Source organism: Burkholderia sp. 3C (genome assembly GCF_054589155.1).
The window spans coordinates 291,724-312,014 of the sequence record NZ_BAAILN010000066.1; the positions used below are offsets into that span (position 1 = coordinate 291,724).

18 protein-coding genes and 1 pseudogene are annotated in these 20,291 nt (G+C 68.1%); 14 read left to right on the forward strand and 5 right to left on the reverse strand.

All coding sequences use genetic code 11. From position 1 onward, the window contains the following. The 5 genes from ACYP33_RS11625 to ACYP33_RS11645 all read left to right on the forward strand — a co-directional run. On the forward strand, positions 1-793 hold a 793-nt coding region (locus tag ACYP33_RS11625; protein WP_459621742.1), incomplete at its 5' end, for a class II aldolase/adducin family protein. A gap of 132 nt (positions 794-925) precedes the next feature. Beyond that, a complete protein-coding gene (locus tag ACYP33_RS11630) occupies positions 926-2,002 on the forward strand; it encodes an ABC transporter substrate-binding protein (protein ID WP_414440016.1) in 1,077 nt (358 codons plus the stop codon). Between the two features lie 4 nt (positions 2,003-2,006). Beyond that, positions 2,007-3,092, forward strand: coding sequence for an ABC transporter permease (locus tag ACYP33_RS11635; protein WP_459621744.1), 1,086 nt, complete (start codon positions 2,007-2,009; stop codon positions 3,090-3,092). Then, entirely contained in the window at positions 3,086-3,910 is an 825-nt protein-coding gene (locus tag ACYP33_RS11640; protein WP_459621746.1) for an ABC transporter ATP-binding protein, read from the forward strand. Before ACYP33_RS11635 ends, ACYP33_RS11640 begins: the two co-directional genes overlap by 7 nt. Positions 3,911-3,937: 27 nt before the next feature. Then, entirely contained in the window at positions 3,938-5,146 is a 1,209-nt protein-coding gene (locus ACYP33_RS11645; RefSeq protein ID WP_459621749.1) for a c-type cytochrome, read from the forward strand. A gap of 26 nt (positions 5,147-5,172) precedes the next feature. On the opposite strand, the gene ACYP33_RS11650 is transcribed toward ACYP33_RS11645, so the two are convergent. After that, positions 5,173-5,427 (reverse strand): hypothetical protein, encoded by a 255-nt coding sequence (locus tag ACYP33_RS11650; RefSeq protein WP_459621751.1) that lies wholly within the window; start codon positions 5,425-5,427, stop codon positions 5,173-5,175. Next, positions 5,408-5,764, reverse strand: a pseudogene (locus ACYP33_RS11655) (tlde1 domain-containing protein); the annotation flags it as partial. The pseudogene ACYP33_RS11655 and the gene ACYP33_RS11650, both read right to left, overlap by 20 nt. A gap of 335 nt (positions 5,765-6,099) precedes the next feature. On the opposite strand from ACYP33_RS11655, the gene ACYP33_RS11660 reads away from it, so the two are divergent. Then, positions 6,100-7,080 (forward strand): ABC transporter substrate-binding protein, encoded by a 981-nt coding sequence (locus ACYP33_RS11660; protein ID WP_459621753.1) that lies wholly within the window; start codon positions 6,100-6,102, stop codon positions 7,078-7,080. Between the two features lie 88 nt (positions 7,081-7,168). Further along, positions 7,169-8,038 (forward strand): MOSC domain-containing protein, encoded by an 870-nt coding sequence (locus ACYP33_RS11665; protein WP_459621755.1) that lies wholly within the window; start codon positions 7,169-7,171, stop codon positions 8,036-8,038. 24 nt (positions 8,039-8,062) lie between these two features. On the opposite strand, the gene ACYP33_RS11670 is transcribed toward ACYP33_RS11665, so the two are convergent. Further along, on the reverse strand, positions 8,063-9,481 hold the full coding sequence (locus tag ACYP33_RS11670; protein WP_459621757.1) for a sensor histidine kinase N-terminal domain-containing protein: 1,419 nt from the start codon (positions 9,479-9,481) through the stop codon (positions 8,063-8,065). Continuing rightward, a complete protein-coding gene (locus tag ACYP33_RS11675) occupies positions 9,478-10,179 on the reverse strand; it encodes a response regulator (RefSeq protein ID WP_414440023.1) in 702 nt (233 codons plus the stop codon). The genes ACYP33_RS11670 and ACYP33_RS11675 overlap by 4 nt, the downstream gene beginning before the upstream one ends. 138 nt (positions 10,180-10,317) lie before the next feature. Between ACYP33_RS11675 and ACYP33_RS11680 the strand changes: the two genes are divergently transcribed. From ACYP33_RS11680 to ACYP33_RS11710, 7 genes are all read left to right on the forward strand, one after another. Beyond that, on the forward strand, positions 10,318-11,436 hold the full coding sequence (locus ACYP33_RS11680) for an ABC transporter substrate-binding protein (protein WP_414446728.1): 1,119 nt from the start codon (positions 10,318-10,320) through the stop codon (positions 11,434-11,436). Positions 11,437-11,558: 122 nt separating this feature from the next. Then, complete coding sequence (locus tag ACYP33_RS11685) at positions 11,559-13,328, forward strand: ABC transporter permease (RefSeq protein ID WP_459621760.1); 1,770 nt, start codon at positions 11,559-11,561, stop codon at positions 13,326-13,328. Continuing rightward, a complete protein-coding gene (locus ACYP33_RS11690) occupies positions 13,321-14,388 on the forward strand; it encodes an ABC transporter ATP-binding protein (protein WP_459621762.1) in 1,068 nt (355 codons plus the stop codon). The genes ACYP33_RS11685 and ACYP33_RS11690 overlap by 8 nt, the downstream gene beginning before the upstream one ends. A 285-nt stretch (positions 14,389-14,673) precedes the next feature. Next, complete coding sequence (locus tag ACYP33_RS11695; protein WP_459621764.1) at positions 14,674-15,768, forward strand: porin; 1,095 nt, start codon at positions 14,674-14,676, stop codon at positions 15,766-15,768. Positions 15,769-16,031: 263 nt separating this feature from the next. Further along, positions 16,032-16,472 (forward strand): homoprotocatechuate degradation operon regulator HpaR, encoded by a 441-nt coding sequence (hpaR, locus tag ACYP33_RS11700; protein ID WP_414446725.1) that lies wholly within the window; start codon positions 16,032-16,034, stop codon positions 16,470-16,472. A gap of 311 nt (positions 16,473-16,783) precedes the next feature. Then, the gene (locus ACYP33_RS11705; protein ID WP_414446724.1) at positions 16,784-17,146 is read left to right on the forward strand and encodes a DUF3564 family protein; all 363 of its coding nucleotides are present in this window, start codon (positions 16,784-16,786) and stop codon (positions 17,144-17,146) included. A 513-nt stretch (positions 17,147-17,659) separates the two neighbouring features. Beyond that, the gene (locus ACYP33_RS11710) at positions 17,660-18,064 is read left to right on the forward strand and encodes a winged helix-turn-helix domain-containing protein (protein WP_414440030.1); all 405 of its coding nucleotides are present in this window, start codon (positions 17,660-17,662) and stop codon (positions 18,062-18,064) included. Positions 18,065-18,269: 205 nt separating this feature from the next. On the opposite strand, the gene treA is transcribed toward ACYP33_RS11710, so the two are convergent. After that, positions 18,270-19,964, reverse strand: coding sequence for an alpha,alpha-trehalase TreA (treA, locus tag ACYP33_RS11715; protein WP_459621767.1), 1,695 nt, complete (start codon positions 19,962-19,964; stop codon positions 18,270-18,272). Positions 19,965-20,291: the final 327 nt, after the last annotated feature.

The window sequence follows — 20,291 nt, forward strand, 5'->3', positions numbered from 1 at the left end:
GCTCAAATCGCAGCCGCAGCAGAAATTCTGGTTCGATCCGCCCGCGCAGCGCGTGGGCGTGGCCGCCGAACGCCGTCATCGCCAGGAACGGCTGGCCGGCGCATTCCGCCTGTTCGCGCGCTTCGGTTTCGCGCAGGGGCTGGCCGGGCACATCACCGCGCGCGACCCCGAGCTGCACGACCACTTCTGGGTCAATCCGCTCGGCGTGCATTTCTCGCGCATCAAGGTGTCCGACCTGCTGCTCGTCAACGGCCGCGGCGAAACCGTGATCGGCGATCGTCCGCTCAACAAGGCGGCGTTCGCGATCCATGCGGCGATCCACGAGGCGCATCCCGAACTGGTGGCCGCCGCGCATACGCATTCGACCTACGGCAAGGCGTGGTCCACGCTCGGCCGCCCGCTCGAACCGCTGACGCAGGACGCCTGCGTGTTCTACGAGGATCACGCGCTGTTCGACGACTTCACCGGCATGGTGGTCGACACCAGCGAGGGCGACCGCATCGCGCAGGCGCTCGTGAAGCCGGATGGCGGCGTGCACAAGGGCGTGATCCTGAAGAACCACGGCATCCTGACCGGCGGCCCGACCGTCGAGGCCGCCGCCTGGTGGTACATCGCGCTCGACAACGTCGCGCACACCGCGCTGCTGGCCGAGGCGGCCGGCACGCCCAAGCCGATCGACGCCGACACCGCGCGCCACACCCACGGCCAGATCGGCAAGCCCGACGGCGCGCTGCAATCGTTCGAGAGCCTGTATGCGGGCCTCGTCGAAGCCGAACCGGAACTGCTCGACTGACGCTCGCGCGCGGCCCCGCCCGCGCGCCTCGTTCACGCCGTTCGCATCACATTCACATACCGGGCCGGCAACGTATCGGCCCGTCACACGCGCTCCTTTCGCTACCGCTCGCTACGTTAAGGAATCCGTCATATGTCCGCTTCGCTCGATCACGACTCGCAACCGGCCGCCGCCGTTCAGGACGGCGCGCCCGCCGCGCCGCATGCACCGGCCCGCCCGGACCGCCGCCGCGCGCTGCGCACCGCAGGGGCCGCCGCGCTGGCCGGCGCATCGCTCGCGCTCGGCCGCACCGCGTGGTCCGCGCCGCCGCTGCGCAAACTGAAGTTCGCCTGGAACCAGGGCGCGTTCTGCCTGACGCCGATCGTCATCGCGCAGGAGCGCGGCATCTTCGAGAAGAACGGCCTGTCGGTCGAACTGGTCAACTACAGCGGCTCGACCGATCAGTTGCTCGAATCGATCGCCACCGGCAAGGCCGACGCGGCGGTGGGCATGATCCACCGCTGGCTGAAGCCGCTCGAATCGGGCTTCGACGTGAAGATCATCGGCAGCTCGCACGGCGGCTGCGTGCGCATGCTCGGCGCGAACCACGCCGGCGTGACCTCGCTCGCGGCGCTCAAGGGCAAGACCATCGGCGTGAGCGACCTGGCCTCGCCGGGCAAGAACTTCTTCTCGATCCTGCTGGCCAAGCACGGCATCGACGCCGAGCGCGACGTGAGCTGGCGTCAGTATCCGGCCGACCTGCTCAGCGTGGCCGTGGACAAGGGCGAGATCCACGCGATCGCCGACGGCGACCCGAACCTCTACCTGCTCGAAAAGCGCGAGCCGGGCAAGTACACGCAACTGGCGAGCAACCTCTCGGACGAATACGGCCACAAGGTCTGCTGCGTGATCGGCGCGCGCGGCGAGCTGGTGCGCAACGACCGGCCGGCCGCCGCCGCGCTGGCGCGCTCGATCGTCGAGGCCACCGACTACACGCGCGAGAACCCGAACGAATCGGCCAAGCTGTTCGCGAAGTACACGCCGAAGGTCAGCCCGGACGACCTGCGCAAGCTCTATTCGACGCTGACCTATGAACACCATCCGACCAACGTCGATCTGCAGCAGGAAATCGCGTTCTATACCGACGATTTCCGCCGCATCGGCGTGATCAAGAAGACCACCGACCCGCAGCGCTTCGCGCAGGCGGTGTACGCGAACGTGCTGGGGTAACGCCATGGCCACGCCCGATTCCGCCGCCCTCGACACGCGCCGCCGCCCGGCGGAGCGCGTGCCGTCTCCTTCGCCTTCCGCCACGGCCGCCTGCTCGGCGTGCGCCGCACCGGCTTCGCCCGCCTCGCGCATCTGGGGCGCGGGCCTCGTTGCCGCGCTCGCCTGGGCCGGCTTCGGTGCGATCGCCCGGCTCTGGCCGAACCGCATCGTGGGCTTCGCCGACTGGGCCTACACCGACGAGATCGGCACGACGGGCTGGGCGATCGCCGTGTTGATCGCACTGCTCGCGCTGGGCGGCCCGTTCGTCGCGCCGGGCCGCGCGGTGCTGGCGCGGCTGCGCCCGGCCGGCCCGTGGCTCGCCGCGATCGCGCTGGGCCTGGCCGCCTGGGAAATCGCCACGGCCAAGACCGGCTGGCTGCCGACGCCGTTCTTCGCACCGCCGCAGGCGCTGATCGAGGTCTACCTGGAAGATTGGCCGCGACTCGGCGGCAGCGTGCTCAATTCGCTGAAGCTGCTGGCCGTGGGCGTGGGGGCCGGCGCGACGGTGGGCTTCGTGGTGGGCGTGGCGGTGGGCTGGTCGCGCGCGATCGGCTACTGGGTGCATCCGGTGCTGCGCGTGGTCGGCCCGCTGCCGGCCACCGCGCTGCTGCCGCTGGCGTTCTACTTCTTCCCGTCGAGCTGGTCGGCGGCCGTGTTCCTGATCGCGCTGGCTACCGGTTTTCCGGTGGCGGTGCTCACGTGGTCGGGCGTGGCGAGTGTCGGCAAGGCCTATTACGACGTGGCCCGCACGCTCGGCGCGAACGCGCGCTTCCTGGTGCTGCGCGTGGCGATTCCGGCCGCGCTGCCGCAGGTGTTCGTCGGCCTGTTCATGGGCCTGGGCGCATCGTTCACGGTGCTGGTGGTGGCCGAGATGATGGGCGTGAAATCGGGCCTCGGCTGGTATCTGAGCTGGGCGCAGGGCTGGGCCTCGTACACCAACATGTATGCGGCGCTGATCGTCATGGCGCTGCTGTTCTCCGGCCTCATCACGCTGCTGTTCGTGCTGCGCGACCGCGCGCTGGCCTGGCAGAAAGGAACCGTCAAATGGTGATCGCCACCGCAGGCACGGCCGCACCGCGTGCCGCCGCCGCTGCTCCATCGCCCGCGCCCGCTGCCGGCGCGCGCATCGATATCCGCCGCGCGAGCCATTGGTTCGACACGCCGAAAGGCCCGTTGCAGGTGCTCGACAACGTCTCGCTGTCGGTTGCGCCCGGCGAATTCGTCGCGCTGCTCGGCCCGAGCGGCTGCGGGAAATCCACGCTGCTGCGGCTGGTGGCCGGGCTGGAGCCGGCCTCGCAAGGCAGCATCCATCAGGATGGCGAAGCGATCGATCGGCCGGACCCGTCGCGCATCGTGGTGTTTCAGGACCCGACGCTGTACCCGTGGCGGCGCGTGCGCGCCAACGTCGCGCTCGGCCTCGATGCGCGCGGCGTGCCGAAGCGCGAACGGCATCGCGTGGACGAGGCGCTCGCGCGCGTCGGCCTCGACGATTTCGCCGATGCGTTCCCGCATCAGCTTTCGGGCGGCATGGCGCAGCGCGTCGCGCTGGCCCGCGCGCTGGTCAACGATCCGCGCCTGCTGATCCTCGACGAGCCGCTCGGCAAGCTCGATTCGCTGACGCGCCTCTCGATGCAGAGCGAACTGGTGGCGCTGTGGCAGCGCGCGCGGTTCTCCGCGCTGCTGGTCACGCACGACGTGGAGGAAGCGCTGTTTCTCGCGCAACGCGTGGTGGTGTTCGGCCCGCGCCCGGCCAGCATCGTGGCCGAACTCGCGGTGGACCTGCCCTACCCGCGCCATCGCGGCGATCCGCGCCTCGCGGAATTGCGCCGCACCGCGCTTGCCCACCTCGGCCTCGATGCGAGCTGGTAGCGCACGGAGCCGCGAGGGCGCATCGCGATGAGCGCCGCGCCCGAACTCTGGCTGAACCCGCTGCTGGCGGCGCTGCATGACGGCCAGGTCGCGCTCGGCGGGCTGGCCGACGCGCTCGGCCTGGCCGGCCGCAGCCACGGCCAGGCCGCCTGGCCGTGGAGCCGGCGCGTCGCCACCGAAACGCTGGCGATCGATCGCGGGCTCGCGCGCGAGGTGGGCTTCGCGCTGATCGCGAGCACGCTGGCCCTGCTGCTCGCGCTGGCCGCGCTGCTGTGGCGCCGCGCGCGCTGGCCGCTGGCCGCCTGCGCGCTGGCCGCCGCGTGGTTCGCGCCGTGGCCGCCCGCCGCGCTATGGCTCACGCCGGCCGCGCCCACCAGTTTCCAGGCGTCGCCGGCCGCATTCTCGGTCGCCACCACGCTGCACGGCGCGCAGGTCTATGCGCAGCACTGCATCGCCTGCCACGGCGCGAGCGGGCGCGGCGACGGCCCGCAAGCCGATGCGCTGCCGGTGTGGCCGCCCACCGTGGCCGGGCCGTTGCTCGCGCGCCGGCTCGACGGCGAACTGTTCTGGCACGTCGCGGCCGGCATGCGCGACCGCGACGGCCACACCACCATGCCGGCGTTCGCGGGCCGGCTCGACGATCGCGACATCTGGGCTGCGCTCGATTACCTGCGCGTGCTGTCCGCCGCCGGCGGCAGCGAAAGCGGCGCGGGCTGGCCGGTGCCGCTGCCGATCCCCGCGCTCGATGTGCGATGCGCCGACGGCGCCACGCAAGCGCTCTCGCATTGGCGCAGCGGCCAGCGCGTGCGGATCGTCGCGCTCGATGCCGGCGCCGTGCCGCCGTTCGAGGATGCCCGCTGGCAAACGCTGCTGCTCACGCGCGACAGCCGCCCGCCCGCGCAGGTTCCGGCCGACGGCCCGCGCGCCACCTGCACGGCGGTCACGCCCGGCGCGTGGACGATCTTCTCGACCATCGCCGACCGGCCCGCCGCCGCGTTCGCGGGTGCGGAGCTGATCGCCGATCGCGACGGCTGGCTGCGCGCGGCGGCCGCGCCCGGCGCGCGCTGGTCCGACGCGAACCTGATGTGCGGCGTCGAGGCCGATCGCGAACGCGCGGCGGCGGCACGCAATGGGGCATCGGGCAACCCGGCCAATGCACCGGGCGGTATCGACACGCTGCTCGCGCGCATCGATGCGGAACCCGTGTCGAACATTCAGGGTGGCTATCCGCATTGATTGAATTACGCCTGCCAATGCCCAAGCTAACGCCGAACGTAGCGCCACAGCTTCATGATCGTCACGTAGGCAAGCGTCGCCACGATCAGATTGGCCAGCAGTACGAACGGGATATACAAATCGTCCGGATCGCGAATGCCAACCCGATTCGCGATGTGCAACCAGGCGAGCGCCTGGCTTTCCGGCATGGGTATGGGGTAGGTGTGAACGTAGGGCACGGAAAGCCAGAACAGGCCGACAAACAATGCCACCTTGAACAGCCTACGGACAAGTGTTGCCATACGTGATGACCTCGATCGTTCCATAGGCACGAAGCCCCGAAGTTCGCGCGGGAATTTGCACGGTATGCCGCAGGGCGGTACGAATTCTCTGGAAGTCGACACGGCTCGGCAGGGTGATGCAGCCAAGCGAAATACCTCGGCCCCCTGCCGGATGCAACCGGAATTGGCCGCGCTGTACGCCGTTGATCCAGGTGAAATCATCGATGAGACCGTCATCCCTATACAGCGCGAACCATTCGCCGTGATCTACCGCACTTCCCTCTCGACCCTGGACGATCGATGATCCCTTTATGACTGCGCCGCCATCGTCTTTGAGCCACATATGCGCTGGAATTGGCATACCGGTTTTCTTCTTCAATGGATTGAGCGAACTGTTGATAAGCAGAGCTTCGAGACAATGAACGAAAAACGCAGCGCGACGCCATGACCTGAAACAATGAATCCGTTTTCTCGATCTTCATTACCTTATATCGATGGTCCGCCCTTGCATCGCGATTCACCGATTAACTCTTCTTTCTGTCGTCACCTTGCGGCAATTCCGCGTCTTGAAGGCGCTGCTGACGTTTTCCGTTGTGTTGGGAGAGCGCCGCCGTCAGCGCAACCTTCTGAAGTGGCGTCATGGCCACTTTCCCCGTTTTCCCCTATTCCATTCATCGACAAGGACTCCAACCCATGACCCAGGCCCACTCGCGCAGCCGACGACGCTTCCTGCAATCCACCGGCGCAGCCGCCGGGCTGGCCGCCCTGCCCGCGTTCGGCACGCTGGCCTTCGCGCAAGGCGGCCCGCGCGTCACGCTGAAGGCCGGCGACCAGAAGGGCGGCCTGCGCGCGCTGCTAGAAGCGGCCGGCGCGCTGAACGGCCTGCCCTACGACATCGAGTGGACCGAATTCCCGGCCGCCGCGCCGCTCGGCGAGGCGCTGAATGCCGGCGCCGTCGACCTCGGCCCGATCGGCGACGCGCCGTTGATCTTCGCGCTGTCGGGCGGCGCACGCGTGAAGGCGATCGCGGCCAACCGTTCGGACCCCTACGGAACCGCCGTGATGGTCGCGCCGGACTCGACGCTGCACACGGCCGCCGATCTGAAGGGCAAGCGGATCGGCACCACGCGCGGCTCGATCGGCCATTACGTGGCGCTGAAGGCGCTCGATGCGGCCGGCCTGCCGCCCACGGCCGTCGATTTCCGCTTCCTGCAGCCGGCCGACACGATGCTGGCGTTGAGCACCGGCTCGATCGACGCCTGGGCAACGTGGGAACCGTACACGGCGCTGGCCGAAACCAGTCATCGCGCGCGCGTGCTGGTCAATGGGCGCGGGCTGTCGTCGGGCCTCAGCTACGTGGCCGCGACCGATGCGGCGATCGCCGCGAAGCGCCCGGTACTGCACGACTTCGTGCAGCGCGTGGCGCGCGCGCAGGTGTGGTCGTACCAGCACGCCGACGCGTTCTCGGCCACGCTCGCACGCATCATCGGCATTTCGGAGGCGGCGGCAAGGCTCCAGTTCGAGCGCCGCAAGACGCAGTGGCTGCCGATCGAAGCGCCGCTGATCGCCGAGCAGCAGGCCACCGCCGATTTCTATCGCAAGGTCGGCCTGCTGCGGCAGCCGTTGGACGTCACGCCCACGTTCGACCGCAGCTTCCCGCTCGGCGCGGCCTGAGCACCGCACGCGGCAAGGCAAGGCACGGCGCGGGCGATCTGGCAAAATCCCGCTTTACGATCCGCCCTGCGCGCCGCGCGCCACCGCCATGCCGACCCTCAGCGAACTGTTCATCTATCCGATCAAATCCTGCGCGGGCATCTCGCTCACGCGCGCCCGCCTGCTCGAAAGCGGCCTCGAACACGATCGCGGCTGGATGGTGGTCGAGCCGTCGGGCGCGATGATCACGCAGCGCGAGCACGCCAAACTGGCGCTGGTGCGCGTGACGATCGGCGAGGATACGCTCGCGATCGACGCGCCCGGCATGCCGACGCTGCACACGCCGCTCGACACGCACGCGCTCGATGGCGCGCCCACGCTGGCCGTCACGATCTGGCGCAACACCGTGCAGGCGCTCGATACGGGCGAGGCCACGGCGCAATGGTTCGGCGCGTATCTGGGCGTGCCGGCGCGGCTCGTGCGCTTCTCGCCCGACGTGCGCCGCGAGGTCACCCGCCAGTGGACCGGCGAGATCGTCACGCACACGCAGTTCGCCGACGGCTTCCCGGTGATGGTGGTCGGCCAGTCTTCGCTCGACGACCTCAACGCGCGGCTCGGCCAGCGCGGCGTGCCGTCGGTCGGCATGGATCGTTTCCGTCCGAACCTCGTGATCTCGGGGCTGGAGGCTTACGAGGAAGACTACGTCGAGCATCTCGACATCGAGTCAGAGGCCGGCACGATCCGGCTGCGGCTCGTGAAGCTGTGCACGCGCTGCCCGATTCCGGCCATCGATCAACAGCTCGGCGGCCCGAACCCGGCCCATCCGTACGAACCGCTCGACACCATGAGCACCTACCGAGGCAGCGCGCAATTCGACGGCGAACTGACGTTCGGCAAGCACGCGGTGCTGGCCGGCGCGGGCATGGGCGTGCTCGAAGTGGGTCAGACGCTCGATGCGGAAATCGGCTTCGACGCCTGACGCACGCCGCGCGTTCGGCAACATTCAGCCGCGCGCGGCCTCCGTGTCCTCCGGCGCGCCGGGCAGCCTGACCGTCACGGTCAGGCCACCGCCCGGCGTATCGCCCAACTCGATCGCGCCATCGTGCACGCGCACGATCTCGCGCACGATCGACAGCCCCAAACCCGAGCCTTCCACCGATTCGGTGGCCGAGCTGCGATAGAAGCGCTCGAACACCGCGTCGCGCTCGTGCGCGGCGATGCCCGGCCCGTCGTCGATCACGGCAAGCCGCGCGCCGTGCCCACCCTCCGCATCGCGCCCCACCCGCACCGTCACCACCGCGCCGTCGCCCGCATAGCGGATCGCGTTGTCGACCAGGTTGCCGATCAGGTCGGTCAGCAGGTCCGCGCGCGCGATCACGTCGACGTCGGCCTCGTGCTCGAAGCCCAGGTCGATGCCACGCGCACGCGCCACCGGCGACCAGTCGAGCGTGGCGCTGCGCGCGAGCCGGTGCAAGGGCACGCGCCGCCGCTCGATGGCAGCGGCCCCGTCCGATTCGAGCCGCGACAGCGACAGCAACTGCTGGACGATCTTCGCCGCCTGCCGCACCGCGCCGTTCGCGCGCCGCAGATGATCGGCGGCACGCGCCGCTTCGGCGGGCCGCTGCGCGAGTTCGACACCGGCCTGCACGGCCGCGAGCGGCGTCTTCAATTGATGCGCGGCATCGGTGAAGAACCGCCGCCGCGCCCCCTGCATGCGCTGGGTGCGCGCGATGTACTGGTTGATCGATTCGACGAGCGGCGCGATTTCGGCCGGCATGCCGTCGGCCGGCAGCGGCGACGGGTCGTCGTCGGCGCGCGCGGCCACCGTGGCCGACAGCCGCGACAGCGGCCGCAACCCGCGCGACACGCCGAACCACACGATGCCGAGCGCGAGCACGATCAGCAGCGCTTCCTGCTTCAGCGAGCCGGTCAGGATCTCGCGCGCCAGCGCCTGCCGCGCCTCGATCGTCTCGCCCACCATCACCAGCACCATGCGCGTCTGCGCGGTGGGCACGTCGTGCACCGGCAGGCGCAGCGCGGCCATCCGCAACTGCTCGCCGCGATACACCGCATCGTAGAACGTCGCGCGAAACGGCTCGGCCGAAAGCGGCGGCTGCGGCAGGTCGGCATAGCCGGTCACGGTGCGCCCGCCATCCTCGCGGATCTGGTAGTAGATCTTGCCGCCGTCGTTCGATTCGAACATCTCCAGCGCCAGGTAGGGCAGGTCGACGATCACGTCGCCCTGATCGAGCCGCACGCCTTCGCGAATCGATTTCAGCGACGAGGCCAGCGTGCGGTCGAACGCGATATGCGCCGCGCTCATCGCGCGCTGGTAGGTCAGCCAGGAATCGAGCACCAGCAGGCCGAGCAACGGCGCGAGCAGCCACAGCGCCACCTGCATGCGCAGGTTCAGGCGCCTCACGATGCGCCGCCCGCGCCCGGGCTGGCTTCGTCATCCTTCGCTTCGAGCAGATAGCCGAGCCCGCGCAGCGTGACGATCGCCACCCCGCGCCCTTCGAGCTTCCTGCGCAGCCGGTACACGTAGATCTCGATCGCATCGGCGTTCACCGATTCGTCGATGCCGAAGATCTTCTCGGACAGCGCTTCCTTGTTGATCGCGCGGCCGTTGCGCAGAATCAGCACCTCCAGCACGGCGCGCTCGCGCGGCGTCAGCGCGAGCGGTTCGCCGGCCAGCCGGAAGCCGCCGCCGACGCCATCGAATTCGAGCGGCCCGCATGCGATGCGCGCCTGCTCGTGGCCGGCGCTGCGCCGGATCAGCGCCCGCACCCGCGCTTCCAGCTCGGTGAGATCGAACGGCTTGGCGAGGTAGTCGTCGGCGCCGAGGTTCAGCCCGCGCACGCGATCCTCGACCGAGCCGTGCGCGGTCAGGATCAGCACCGGCGCCGCATTGCGCCGCGCCCGCATGCGCCGCAGCACCTCCAGCCCGTCGAGCTTCGGCAGCCCGAGATCGAGGATCACGAGCGCGTAATCCTGGGTGCGCAGCACGTGGTCGGCGGCCTCGCCGTCTGCCATCCGATCGACCGTGTAGCGCGCGGCCGACAGCGCGTCGGACAGCGACTGCGCGAGGGAGGGATTGTCTTCGACCAGCAGCACGCGCATGACGACCTCGGGAAATCCATGACGAAACGGACGCTATTGTGGCCCGAAACGAAAGCAGACTGAAAGTACCTGACGCTTACGATCCGCTCCACACAAACAAACATCGTCCCGCCCGTCGGCGGGCATCTGGAGGAAGACATGCTGCATGCAAAGTCCGGCGTCACGGCCGCGCTCACCGCTTTCACCGCGCTCGCCCTGGCGTCGGCGCTCGCCGCGAGCAACGCCGCCGCGCAAGCGCCGGCCGGTTATCCGGGTAACTACCAGGGCGTGATCGACGCGGCCAGACAGGAAGGCAAGCTGATCGTCTACTCGACCACCGACACCAGCCTGGTGCGCCCGCTGATCAAGGATTTCGAAAGCCTGTACGGCGTCAAGGTCGAATACAACGACATGAACAGCACCGAGCTGTACAACCGCTACATCAGCGAGAACGCGGCGAAGAGCACCAGCGCCGACGTGCTGTGGAGCTCGGCCATGGATCTCCAGGTCAAGCTCGTCAACGACGGCCTGATGGCCGCCTACGATTCGCCGGAAGCGGCCAACATCCCCGCCTGGGCGCACTACCAGCGCCAGGCCTACGGCACCACGTTCGAGCCGCTCGCGATCGTCTACAACAAGCGCCTGATCGCCGAGAACGAAGTGCCGAAGACGCGCGCCGAACTGATCAAGCTGCTGCAATCGCAGCCCGAGCGCTTCAAGGGCAAGGTCACGACCTACGACATCGAGAAATCGGGCGTGGGCTTCAACTACCTGACGCAGGACGCACACGTCAACGAAACCGTCACCTGGGACCTGGTGCGCGCGATCGGCGCGACCGGGCCGAAGCTGCAATCGAGCACCGGCGCGATGATGGAGCGGATCTCGTCGGGCGAGAACCTGATCGGCTACAACATCATCGGTTCGTATGCCTACGCAAAGGCGAAGAAGGACAAATCGATCGGCTATGTGCTTCCGCGCGACTACACGCAGGTCGTGAGCCGGCTCGCCACCATCTCGAAGCAGGCGAAGAACCCGAACGCGGCGCGGCTGTGGGTGGATTACCTGCTCTCGCAGCGCGGCCAGACGCTGATCGCGAACCAGGCCAACCTGTATTCGATCCGCTCCGACGTGACCGGCGAAACCTCGATGACGGCGCTGACCCAGACGCTCGGCGCCTCGCTCAAGCCGATCCAGATCGGCGCGGGCCTGCTGGTCTATCTCGACCAGGCCAAGCGCCTCGCGTTTCTCAAGCAATGGCAGGCCGCGATCAAGCGCTGATTCAAGCGCTCAAGCCGCGTCGGGCCTGACGCAGCGGCCCGGCCGCCCTGCCCGGTGCGCGTTCGCGCGCACGCTCCCCTTCCCACTCTCGATGCGGCCCGCGCGGCCGCAGGGGCGAACTCATGCTCACCACCAGTCCTCCCGGCGCCGCGAAGGCCGCGCCGCCCCCGCGCCCCGGCACGGGCACGCCCGCCCCGCACGGGGGCGGCCTGAAGCCGCTGGCCGGCGTGCTGCGCTGGATCGTCGTCGCGGTGCTGACCGTGGCGGTGGCGCTGCCGCTCGGCTTCATCCTGTTCCAGAGCCTGCTGTCGGCGCCGTTCTTCGATGCGAACCGCACGCTCGGCATCGACGGCTTCCGCTTCATCTTCAGTGATCCTGATTTCTGGTCGGCCACCCGCAATTCGTTCGTGATCGCGGGCGGCATGCTGTTCATCTCGATCCCGCTCGGCGGCATCCTCGCGTTCCTGATGGTGCGCACCGATCTGCCCGGCCGCCGCTGGCTCGAACCGCTGCTGCTCACGCCGGTGTTCGTCTCGCCGATGGTGCTGGCGTTCGGCTACGTGGTGGCGGCCGGCCCGGTGGGCTTCTACTCGGTGTGGTTCAAGCAACTGACCGGCTTCGACACGGTGCCGTGGCACATCTATTCGATCGCGGCCATCACGCTGATCGTGGGCCTCACGCACGTGCCGCACGTGTATCTGTACGCGTCGGCGGCGCTGCGCAACCTCGGCTCGGACGTCGAGGAAGCGGCCCGCGTAGCGGGCGCGCGGCCGTTCCGCGTGGCGCTCGACGTGAGCCTGCCGATGACGCTGCCGGCGCTGCTATTCGCGGGCGTGCTGGTGTTCTTCCTCGGCTTCGAGGTGTTTGGCCTGCCGCTCGTGCTCGGCGATCCGGAAGGGCACCTGGTGCTGGCCACCTACCTCTACAAGCTGACCAACAAGCTCGGCGTGCCGTCGTATCACCTGATGGCGGCGGTGGCAATCTGCATCGTCGCGATCACCTTCCCGCTCGTGCTGCTGCAACGCCGGCTGCTGAAAAGCGCGAACCGCTTCGTCACGGTGAAGGGCAAGGCCGGCCGCTCGACGGTGCTGCCGCTCGGCGGCTGGCGCTGGCTCGCGCTCGCGATCGTGATGCTGTGGCTCGCGCTGACGGTGGTGGTGCCGATCTCGGGCATCGTGCTGCGCGCGTTCGTGACGAACTGGGGCGAGGGCGTGGCGCTGGCCGAGGTGCTGACGCTCGGCAACTTCGTCGAGCTGTTCGATCAGGACAACCTGGTGCGCGCGATCCTCAACACGCTCGGCATCGGCGTGATCGGCGGTGCGCTGGCGGTGGGCTTCTACACGCTGGTCGCGTTCGCCGGCCACCGACGCAACGACTGGGCCACGCGCCTGCTCGACTACCTGGTGCTGCTGCCGCGCGCCGTGCCGGGGCTGCTGGCCGGCCTCGCGTTCCTGTGGATCTTCCTGTTCGTGCCGGGGCTGCGCGAGCTGAAGAACTCGATGTGGAGCATCTGGATCGCCTACACGGTGGTGTGGCTCGCGTACGGCATGCGGCTGATCCAGAGCGCGCTGATGCAGGTCGGCCCCGAACTGGAGGAGGCCGGCCGCAGCGTGGGCGCGAGCCGCGCGCGCGTCTCGCTCGACGTGACGCTGCCGCTGGTGCGCTTCGGCCTGCTGGCCGCGTGGCTGCTGATCTTCATGATCTTCGAGCGCGAATATTCCACGGCCGTCTATCTGCTGTCGCCCGGCACCGAAGTGATCGGCGCGCTGCTCGTCTCGCTGTGGGCCACGGGCGCGGTCGATCAGGTGGCCGCCCTGTCCGTCATCAACATCGCCATGGTCGGCGCCGGTCTCGGCGTGGCCCTGCGTTTCGGAGTCAAACTTCATGGATAAGCTCAGCGTCGACAACCTGTTTCTCAGCTACGGCGCCAATCCGATTCTCAAGGGCGTGTCGTTCGAACTGAAGGCCGGCGAGGTGGTGTGCCTGCTCGGCGCGTCGGGCAGCGGCAAGACCACGCTGCTGCGCGCGGTGGCCGGCCTCGAACAGCCGCACGACGGCCGCATCGCGCTCGATGCGCGCACCTTCTTCGACGGCGCGCGCGGCGTCAACCTGCCGGTGGAGGAGCGCTCGCTCGGGCTGGTGTTCCAGTCCTACGCGCTGTGGCCGCACCGCACGGTGGCGGACAACGTCGGCTACGGGCTGAAGCTGCGCCGCGTGGCGGGCGCGGAGATCAGGCAACGCGTGCAGGCCGCGCTCGATCAGCTCGGCCTCGGCCATCTCGCCGCGCGCTATCCGCATCAGTTGTCGGGTGGTCAGCAGCAGCGCGTCGCGATCGCCCGTGCGCTGGTCTACAACCCGCCCGTGATCCTGCTCGACGAGCCGCTCTCGAACCTCGACGCGAAACTGCGCGAAGAGGCGCGCGCCTGGCTGCGCGAGCTGATCGTCTCGCTCGGGCTGTCGGCGCTGTGCGTCACGCACGATCAGGCCGAGGCGATGGCGATGTCGGACCGCATCCTGCTGCTGCGCAACGGCCGCATCGAGCAGGAAGGCACGCCGGCCGAGCTGTACGGCGCGCCGCGCTCGCTCTACACCGCCGAATTCATGGGCAGCAACAACCGCATCGAGGCGCGCGTCGATGCGGTGGCCGGCGACACCGTCACCCTGGCCGGCGACGGCTGGCAACTGCAGGCGCTCGCGCGCGACACGCTCGCGCCGGGCCAGCAGGCGCAGGCGGTGATCCGCCTCGAACGCGTGCAGGTGGCCGACGCGCCCGGCGCGAACCGGCTGCGTGCGGAACTGGTGACGTCGATGTACCTGGGCGACCGCTGGGAATACCTGTTCCATTGCGGCGAGCTGCGCCTGCGCGCGTTCGGCCAGGTGCCGCGCGCGGCCGGCCCGCACTGGCTGGAATTCCCGGCCAACGATTGCTGGGCATTTTCAGCGGCGGGCTGAGTCAGGGCGGATTGCGCTGGTTGCGGTTGGTTGCGGTTGGTTGCTGCCGGGCGCTGCCGGGCGCTGCCGGTCATGGTCGATCGCAGCCTGCTGCGGTTGGTCGCAGTCGATGGCAATCGATTGCGGTCGGTCACCGTTGATCGATTCGATCACGGCAGCCGCCCAGTCGCCCTTCTCCCGCACCTTCGCGCCCGCCACTGCTGCACACCCGGCAGCGGCGAGCGCTCCGATTTAATCGCAGTCCTTATCAAACCCACAACACCACAACACTGGAGACACGCCGTCATGAAACCGATTCACCGCCCCGCCCTGACGCGCCCGGCGCTGGCCGCCTCGCTCGCCGCCACGTTGGCTGTGCTGGCCCCCGTCGCGCAGGCTGTTTCGTCCGTCACGCTCTACGGCATCATGGACGCGGGCCTCGAATACACCAGCCACGCCGGGCCGCAAGGCGGCGACGCGTTCAAGCTGCGTTCGGGCACGAAGAACACCTCGCGCTGGGGCCTGCGCGGCAGCGAGGATCTCGGCGGCGGGCTGCAGGCCGTGTTCCGGCTCGAAAGCGGCATCGACATCGCCAACGGCAGCTTCGACGACGGCCCCGACGGCATCTTCGCGCGCCGCGCCACGGTGGGCCTGAAGGGCAAGTGGGGCGAGCTGACGCTCGGCCGCAACTTCACCGTGACCTACGACTATCTGCTGCCGTTCGACCCGATGGGTTATGCGCAGAACTATTCGTGGGCCACCAGCTCGACCGCCACCGGCAACCGCAAGGACGGTCTGTTCACACGCGCCTCGAACGCGGTGCGCTACGACGGCGAACTGGGCGACTTCCGCTTCGGCGCGATGGTGGGCCTCGGCAACACGCCGGGCAGCGTGAAATCCAGCTCGAAATACGGCGTGGCCGGCGGCTACGAGCACGGCCCGTTCGCGGCGGTGGTCACGTTCGACCGCCAGAACGGCGCGAACGACAGCGTGAGCCCGGCCGATCCGGTCAACTACGCACAGCAGATCCACGCGGGCCTCAGCTACGACTTCGGCAAGCTCAAGACCATGGCCGGCTACCGCAACTATCGCCGCACCGTGCACGCCGCAGGCGCCACGCAATTGAGCGACACCTACTGGATCGGCGGTGCGTATCAGTTCACGCCGACCTTCTCGCTGATCGGCGCGGTCTATCACCAGGACATCAAGGGCGGCACCGACGCCGACCCCACGCTGGTTTCGCTGCGCGCCAACTACGCGCTGTCGAAGCGCACGGTGCTGTACGCATCGGGCGGCTTCGCGATCGCGAAACACGGGCAGAACACCAGCGTCTCGCGCGACCTGGTGGGCTACGCGGGCAACCAGGTCGGCGCGACGGTGGGTATCCAGCAGCGCTTCTGACGCATCACGTTCGTGCGGGCCTGCGCCAGCACGAACGTTCGCACACTCGACGGCGGCCTTCATGGCCGCCGCTTTTTTTCCAAATCCGTAAAACCGACATCGCAAGTACATCTAATGAAATTTAACAATGTTGCGTGCAAAATGCTTAATTCATTCATGTTTTCGCTTGCAACGACTGCCAAATTTCCACAAATCAGATTGCATAGGACACATTTCGTCCTGTTAAGATTGTTACCTCGCTTGCAACACCAGAATCGATTTACATGACTCGCACGATTGACCATCGCAATCTGACGATGCTGCTGCTCGAAGCCCGCGAAACGCTGATGGGCCGCTTCCGACCCATCCTCAAGGAAGTGTCGCTGACCGAGCAGCAATGGCGGATCATCCGCCTTCTCGATGGCGAGCCGAAGGGCGAGCTCGAAGCCGGGCAGATCGCCAAGCGCTGCTGCATTCTCAGCCCCAGCCTGACCGGCGTGCTCGAACGGCTCGAACGCGACGGTTTGATCACACGAATGCGCTCGACCGAAGATCAGCGCCGCCTGCTGGTCGCGCTGACCGAACGCAGCCGCCAACTCGTGCGCAAGATTGCGCCGCGCATCGACGACCAATACCGCCAACTCGAACAGCAACTCGGCACCGACACCCTGCGCGATGTGTATACCGCGCTCGACCGCCTGCTGACGATCGCCACGCCGAACTGAGCGGCGTCCTGATCCCCGCCTTGCCGTCGTGCCGTTTTCCATCCGCCGCGCACTGCCCGCCGATTCGTCAGGAGAGCCGAGCATTCCCTTCGGAATCGCGGCGTACCGAGCAGACATCGCACCTCTTGATCGGTTCGTTCTCCCCATCATTTGCACGCAACCGCCGCGCAACGCACGCGACGATGCAGGCAACCTATTGCGGCAGCCTTCCCGGTGCGGCAATTTCATCGAGCGCGTACCTTGCGTTTAGCTGAATGGACCCTAGACTGTTTACTCCATTCCCAAAGCACGCGATCCAGGAGACGACCCTCATGCGCCTCACGATTCGAATCAACGGAAGCAGTCAAACCACGCACCAGTCATCGTTCGCGGTTCTCTGGGTCGACACGGACGAGCAGCTTTGGTCGCGCGAGGCGCATCAGGGCATCGATCTGCCGCGCTGGGGGAAGGTCAGGCATGTGGAAGGCGCGGTCGCGCTGTGTGCGGCCGATGGTGGCGAGGCACTGTGCCAGTTGCAGGGGCTGTCGATCGATCAGGTGATCGGCAGCACGTCGGCCGACGGGCGCGGCGACGCGCAGCTCGGCGGGCAGTCGGCACGCGGCGCCTGGCACCTGCAGGCGGTCGAACGCTGCGCCACGCAAGCCGAAAATCGCGGCTTCACGACCGTCGTCTGATCGCTTCGCGCATCGTCTCGCGCGCCCGGCTTCGTGCCGGGCGTCGTCAAATCGCCTCGCACGATCGCCTTCCCTCAAGCTCTCACGCCATGCAAACCTGAGCGCATCGCGTCCGGTTTCGACCCCTGCTTCGCCACCCTCCGCCAGCCCGGGCTTACCCTCGGTCATCGCACGTCCGGCAAGGCTCGCGCCCCGGCTCCACATCGCACGCCGCCGTTGCAGCATCGCGCGCAAATCCCGCAAACGTTTCGCCGCACGCAACCTCGACGTTACGTCTGACGTTACGCGCCCGTAACGCCCGAGGGCTTGCTACGTAACAAACCTTCAGTGCGTAACGACGTGACACGCCGGCCCACCCGGCCGCCCCCCTCGTCGCGCCAAGATTTCTCTTTCAAATCAGCCGCTTACTAAAATTGTCGAGCATCGCTGCTAAACACGGCGGCGCTGGCCTGGATTTTGCAGAGTAAGGGGTGTTCCGCTCCGGGGCCTATCAGACGAATTGCGAGGACCATCATGGATTGCAAATATCTGTACATCGACAACATAAAAATCAACTTCATCCGCCGTGCGATCGAGATCGACGGCCAGACGCTCGACATGACGCCGCGCGAGTTCGACGTGGTCGAATTCCTGCTCGACAACATGAACAAGATCGTGCCGCGCCAGGCGATTCAGGAAGCGGTGTGGGGCCGCGAACTGGGCGTGTCGTCGCGTACGCTCGACACGCATATCTCGCGCATCCGCTCGAAGCTCAAGCTCGACTGCGACAAGAACATGCGCATCATCCCGATCTACTCGATCGGCTATCGCATGGTGCTGTTCGGTGCAGCAATGACGCACGTGGAGCCGCACGACGAACCGACGCTGCGCCGCAGCCCGCAACCGGGCGTGCCCGCCACGTCGCACGCATTCGCGTAAGCGAACGCGAGGCGGCGTACCCGGCGCGAGCCGGGCGCGCCGCCGGCTCGCGCCGCATGAGAGAGCGGTTCCCGCGCGTCACCGCGGTCGAGACGAAATCGACGGCGAATTCCGCCGTTTCGCAACGGTGGTTGCGCTCGCAACCACCTTCCCCAACGCTGCGCCGCCGCGCAAACGTTACGCTGCCGCCCGACGCGTCGATCGGCTACTGGCCATAACGGTCGAGCAGCTTTTCCGTCACGCCGTTGGTCCAGCCGAAGCCGTCCTGCAGCGGATATTCGCCGCCACCGCCGCCGCCCACGCCGGTTCCCTCGACCACGTATTTCTCGACGAGCTTGCCCTCGCCGCCATACACGCCCTTCACACCTTTCAGGAAGCGCTGGCCAATGTCGTCGGCGAGATCGCGTTCGCCGTAGCGCGACAGCCCTTCCACCGCGATCCACTGCAGCGGCGCCCAGCCGTTCGGCGCGTCCCATTGCTGGCCGGTGTTGTGGGTGGTGGTGGCCAGCCCACCCGGCTGCACGAGCGTGTCGCGCACGTGCTGCGACGTCTCGATCGCGTGCTCGGGCGTGGCCACGCCGGCATACAGCGGATACAACGCGGCGGCGGTCAGGTCGTCGCGCGGCTTGCCGAGCTGCCAGTCGTAGTCGCCGTAATAGCCGTTGGCGTTCCAGAGCCAGTGGTTGATCGCGGCGTCGCGGCGCGCGGCGCGCGCGGAAAAATCGGCCACGCAGGCCGCGTCGTGCGTGACCGTGCAGCCCGTCACGATGGTTTTTTCGAGGTGATACATGAGGCTGTTCAGATCGACCGGCACGATCGCGGTGGTACGGATCGTCGACAGCGTCTTGCCGTCGCCAAGCCAGCGCGAGCTGAAATCCCAGCCGCTTTCGGCGCCCGCGCGCAGGTCGCGCCAGACATCGGGCGCCGGGCGGCCGGCCGCTTCGTGCGCGGTCTGCACGTCTTCCAGATACGACTCGTCGCGCGGCGTGGCGCTCGCGTCCCAGTAGCGGTTCAGGATCGCGCCGTCGGGCATCGCCACCACGTGCGCGTTCGCGCTGCCGCGCGCGGTGCCGTTCTCGCCGCGCATCCAGTACGCGTATTCCTTGCGCAGTTCGGGCAGGTACTTCTGGTAGACACCTTTACCTTCCTTGTTCGCGGCCAGCTCGACCATGTACGCGAAGAACGGCGGCTGCGAGCGGCTTGCATAGTAGGTGCGGTTGCCGTTCGGCACGTGCCCTACCGTATCGATCAGGTGAGCGAAATTGTCGAGCATGTCGTCGACCAGATCCTCGTGGCCGGCTTCCTGCAGGCCCAGCATCGTGAAATAGCTGTCCCAGTAGTAGCCCTCGCGGAAGCGCCCGCCCGGCACCACGTACGGCTTCGGCAGCGGGATCATCGAGCCGTAACGCGGCGCGGTGTCGGTGGTGCGTGTCAGGCGCGGCCACAGCCAGTCGATGTGCGCGCGCAGCGTCTGATGCGCGGGCGGCGTGACGACCTGATCGACGGGCGGCTTGAAGTGCTGCGTGACGAACGCCCGCAGCGAGAAGCCCGGGCTGTCCTTCTGCTGCGTGTAGAGCCGCATGATGGTGGCCGGATCGGCATCGGGCGTCGAATCGACGAAGGTTTTCTGATCGGGGTAGATCTGCTGGCTCTGCACGGCGGTGAACAGCTCGCCGTAGAGCTGGCTCGGCGGCTGCAGTTCGGGCGCGGCGGCCTCGGGCGGGTTGGCGGCGGCCGTCGACGACGCGCCGCCGGCGGGCGCCGCCGCGCCCTGCGAGGTTTGCATGTCGGTACACGCGGGCAGCGCGAGGCACGCAGCGGCCATCACGCAAACGGCGCCGGCGCGATGGCGCCAGTCCAGCGAGGGGAGCGACTCGTGTCGCGATGGGGTATCTGCCATCGTCGTTCCTTTTTCTTGTCTGTCCGGACTCCCGATGATGCCCGAGCCGTTCCGCGCGTGCGGCGGCCGCACCTGGCATGCCGCCCCCGTTTTGCGCGTCATGCCCTTCCGGCAGGTGATGCAGTGCAGCACGATTAGCACATCGCGTGCCGCGCCTGCATGGGCTGCCGCGTTCACGCCCCCTCGCTTCGTTTCGCATGCAACGATGCCGACAGCCGCCCGCACTGCCGCCGCACGCCGCGACGTAAGCGGCCCGATCGGCGGCGATGCGCGCCAATGCGTCCAGTTGGCCGCGCGGAAGCGGTTCCACTAACGCCGACACCGGGT